The following is a 2,985-nucleotide window of genomic DNA, read 5'->3' as shown; positions in this document are numbered from 1 at the left end:
ATGCGCCTCGTGCCCGCAGTTCGGACAAACGTATGAGGACATGTTCTCGATCAGCCCCAGAATCGGGACGCTCACCTTGCCGAACATGTCGATGGCCTTGTGCGCGTCCAGAAGCGCCACGTCCTGCGGCGTCGAAACGACGAGCGCCCCGGTCATCACCACCTTTTGCGCGAGCGTCAGTTGCACGTCGCCCGTGCCGGGCGGCAAATCGACGATCAGAACGTCGAGGTCGCCCCAGTTCACCTGAAACGCGAATTGCTGAAGCGTGCCCATCAGCATCGGGCCGCGCCAGACGACCGCCTGATCGGGGTCGACGATGGCACCGACCGACATGACCTTGACCCCGTGGGCGACCAGCGGGTCGAGCTGTTTGCCATCCGACGACGTCGGCTTTTCCGTCACACCCATCATGAGCGCCTGCGAGGGGCCGAGAATATCCGCGTCCAGCAAGCCGACCTTTCGCCCCGCCGCGGCAAGCGCGACGGCGAGGTTCGACGAAACCGTGGATTTGCCGACGCCCCCCTTGCCCGACGCCACGGCGATCACGCGCTTGACGCCCGCAATCGCCTGCGGCCCGGCCTGCGGGGTCGGGTGGCCGCCGACGCGCAGGTTCGGCGCTTCTTTCTTGGGCTGCGGCCGCGTCCCGCCATGGGCGGTCAGAATCACGGTCACCTTCTCGACCCCGTCGAGCGCGGCGATGGCCGATTCCGCCGCCTTGCGCTGGGGTTCCATCGCCCCCGCCGCTTCGGGACTGGGCGCTTCGATGATGAAACTGACGTGCCCGCCGTCGATGGTGAGGGCCCGGATCATGTCCCGGGACGCCAGATCGCCCTTGTCCGGCATGGAAACGGTGGCAAGAACCGACATCACCCGATCACGTGTGAGCGCCATCATTTTCTCCTTATACAGTCGGGGCATAGATGCCCATTCTGCCCTGTTTCTCAAGGGGGCACCCCTGCCCGGCCCGTAATCCCCCCATCTTTACCTAGGGTTAACTGAGTAGGTCAGTCTTACGTATGCAATTGCTGCATAGCGGCATTGACCATTCGCCGGATTGTGCAGGTGCAGCAAATACCTCAAATTCAACTCAACGCAGCGAGGCATACAGCTTCGCCAGACAGACGGCGCCGGAGCAGCGGCGCAGACGAAAGAAAGAGACGACGACAATGGCATACGCAACTGACATTCGCCACGCTGACCACGGCCTTCTCGACCGCGTGTCCTCGCTTTTCAAAGCCTTCGGCGAAGCCCGCGCCCAGCGCAAGGTGTATCGCACCACGCTGAACGAACTTCAGGCGCTCGACGGTCGCGACCTCGCAGACCTCGGCATCAGCCGCGCCGAAATCCCGTTCCTGGCCCGCGAAGCGGCCTACGGAAAGAAATAACGAGTTTCGAGGGAACCTCTTCCTCCTCCCTGAGGTTTCCCCGATGACCCGGCCAGCGTCTTCCTCCTCCCTGACGCGCCCGGGTCCCCAATACGGACCTTCCCACCTCCTCCCGGGAAGTTCTGGATCGCCGGTGGCGCCCACCTCCTCCCGGGTGCCACCGGCTAACAGATCGGACGCCCCTCTCCTCCTCCCTGGGGCAACCGTAGCCTGAAGACCTCTTCCTCCTCCCTGAGGTTGACGGGCACACATACGGGGGCAACCCCGACCGAAGCAAACGGCCTCTCCTCCTCCCTGAGGCCAATTGCCAAAAGAACGGTGGCGCTCACCTCCTCCCGAGCGTCACCGTTTCTTTTTTTCGGGGGTGTCTTCTTCCGATCATGCCGGTTCGCAGGCGTCGAAGCGCGCCGAAATAGGCGCGGGCATGGCCGACATCCATGAACGGACGGGCGGATTTCGTGTGCTGGATGCCACGAACCGTGTCGAGATCCGGGTATTGCGCACGCGGATCGGTTTCGCCCGCATCCAGAATCTTGCGCGTCTCCTGACCGAGATAGAGCGACTCGCAGGCCAGCCCTTCGGCGAAGATCACCTCGTGCTGGTCGAAAAGCAGGTTGTAATAATCGACCATGCCGCCCTCGTCCCGGCTGATGCCCGGACGACCGTCCAGAGCCTTGGCGGCGACGAGCACCTGGGCGCGACCGAGGGCCTGCTTCATCTTCTGATCGCGCAGCACGACACGGTGGTTGGGCGACAGGCGAAGCGTCTTGTGCGGGCCCATCGCCCCGGCTTCGAACTTGATCGGCGCCGCGTCGCCCTTGGCGCGCGTGCGGCTGTGACCGACCCAACGCACCTCTTGATAGCCGTGGTCGAGGGTCGCGACCCGGTCGCCCACCGCGATCTCGTCGATACGGACCAGCCCGCGATCGGTTTCGATCCGGGTTTCGGCGGCGAAACAGACATAGCCATAGGTCGAAGGGTGCTGATCCGTGTTCCAGAACATCGGATGCTTGCCGTCGGCCTGCGTGTTTGCATACCACTCGTGCACGTTCAGGTCGGGGGTCCAGAGGACCTGCGTCGCATTGCCGTCGGTGTCGGTGCCTTCAAAGACCACGGCACCCTGATTGGCGGTGCCCCACTTCAGGTCCGAGCGCACGACTTCGGCGTTGTACATCGTATGTGCACCGTCGCCGTCGTTCCAGGTCAGCGTATGCGTCTCGCCCAGTTCGAACAGGTACGGGTCGAAATCCAGAAGCGGCGTGTAGATGACCAGATCGGTCATGTCGGTGAGGGGAAGGTCGAAATCCGACTCGTCCCCGCTCGAATTAATGTTCGAGCCGGTTGCTTTCGCAATCTCTGTGTTGACAGCCCTAATCGTGGCCATTGGCAGCTCGACGCCTTCTGGCGCCCCTTTTGATAATCGTTCTCGATCCCACACGACGCATCCCCCGATGCCGTGCGTGGGTATGGATTACCGGTAGGTTTGGGAGAATCTGGGACTGAAAAGGGTCGCGGGCGGCTTTTTGGTAAGGCAAACCTGACCATATGCGTCGAAGTCGTCACAAAAGCCGTGAAGGGTGACGAAAACCGTACCCTCGGT

Annotated in this window: 3 protein-coding genes; 1 reads left to right on the top strand and 2 read right to left on the bottom strand. The window is 62.8% G+C overall.

The annotated features are described in order from the left end of the window. Nucleotides 1-891: Mrp/NBP35 family ATP-binding protein (locus RB2654_RS20535; RefSeq protein ID WP_040885352.1), on the bottom strand; the 891-nt coding region annotated here is incomplete at its 3' end. 275 nt (nucleotides 892-1,166) lie between these two features. Here RB2654_RS20535 and RB2654_RS20530 point away from each other — a divergent pair. Beyond that, the gene (locus RB2654_RS20530; RefSeq protein ID WP_040885351.1) at nucleotides 1,167-1,385 is read left to right on the top strand and encodes a DUF1127 domain-containing protein; all 219 of its coding nucleotides are present in this window, start codon (nucleotides 1,167-1,169) and stop codon (nucleotides 1,383-1,385) included. Nucleotides 1,386-1,710: 325 nt separating this feature from the next. Here RB2654_RS20530 and RB2654_RS22665 read toward each other — a convergent pair whose 3' ends face one another. Further along, nucleotides 1,711-2,667, bottom strand: a complete 957-nt coding sequence (locus tag RB2654_RS22665) for a Hint domain-containing protein (RefSeq protein WP_161600710.1) — start codon at nucleotides 2,665-2,667, stop codon at nucleotides 1,711-1,713. Between the last annotated feature and the right edge of the window lie 318 nt (nucleotides 2,668-2,985).

Source organism: Maritimibacter alkaliphilus HTCC2654 (assembly GCF_000152805.1).
In the GTDB taxonomy this organism is placed as follows: domain Bacteria; phylum Pseudomonadota; class Alphaproteobacteria; order Rhodobacterales; family Rhodobacteraceae; genus Maritimibacter; species Maritimibacter alkaliphilus.
Note: the sequence above shows the minus strand (reverse complement) of the source record. Positions and strands in the feature narration are given on the sequence as shown.

Bases quoted from the DNA above. Each gene is read 5' to 3' on its own strand.
- RB2654_RS20530 (WP_040885351.1), top strand. From the start codon at position 1,167: ATGGCATACGCAACTGACATTCGCCACGCTGACCACGGCCTTCTCGAC.
- RB2654_RS22665 (WP_161600710.1), bottom strand. From the start codon at position 2,667: ATGACCGATCTGGTCATCTACACGCCGCTTCTGGATTTCGACCCGTAC.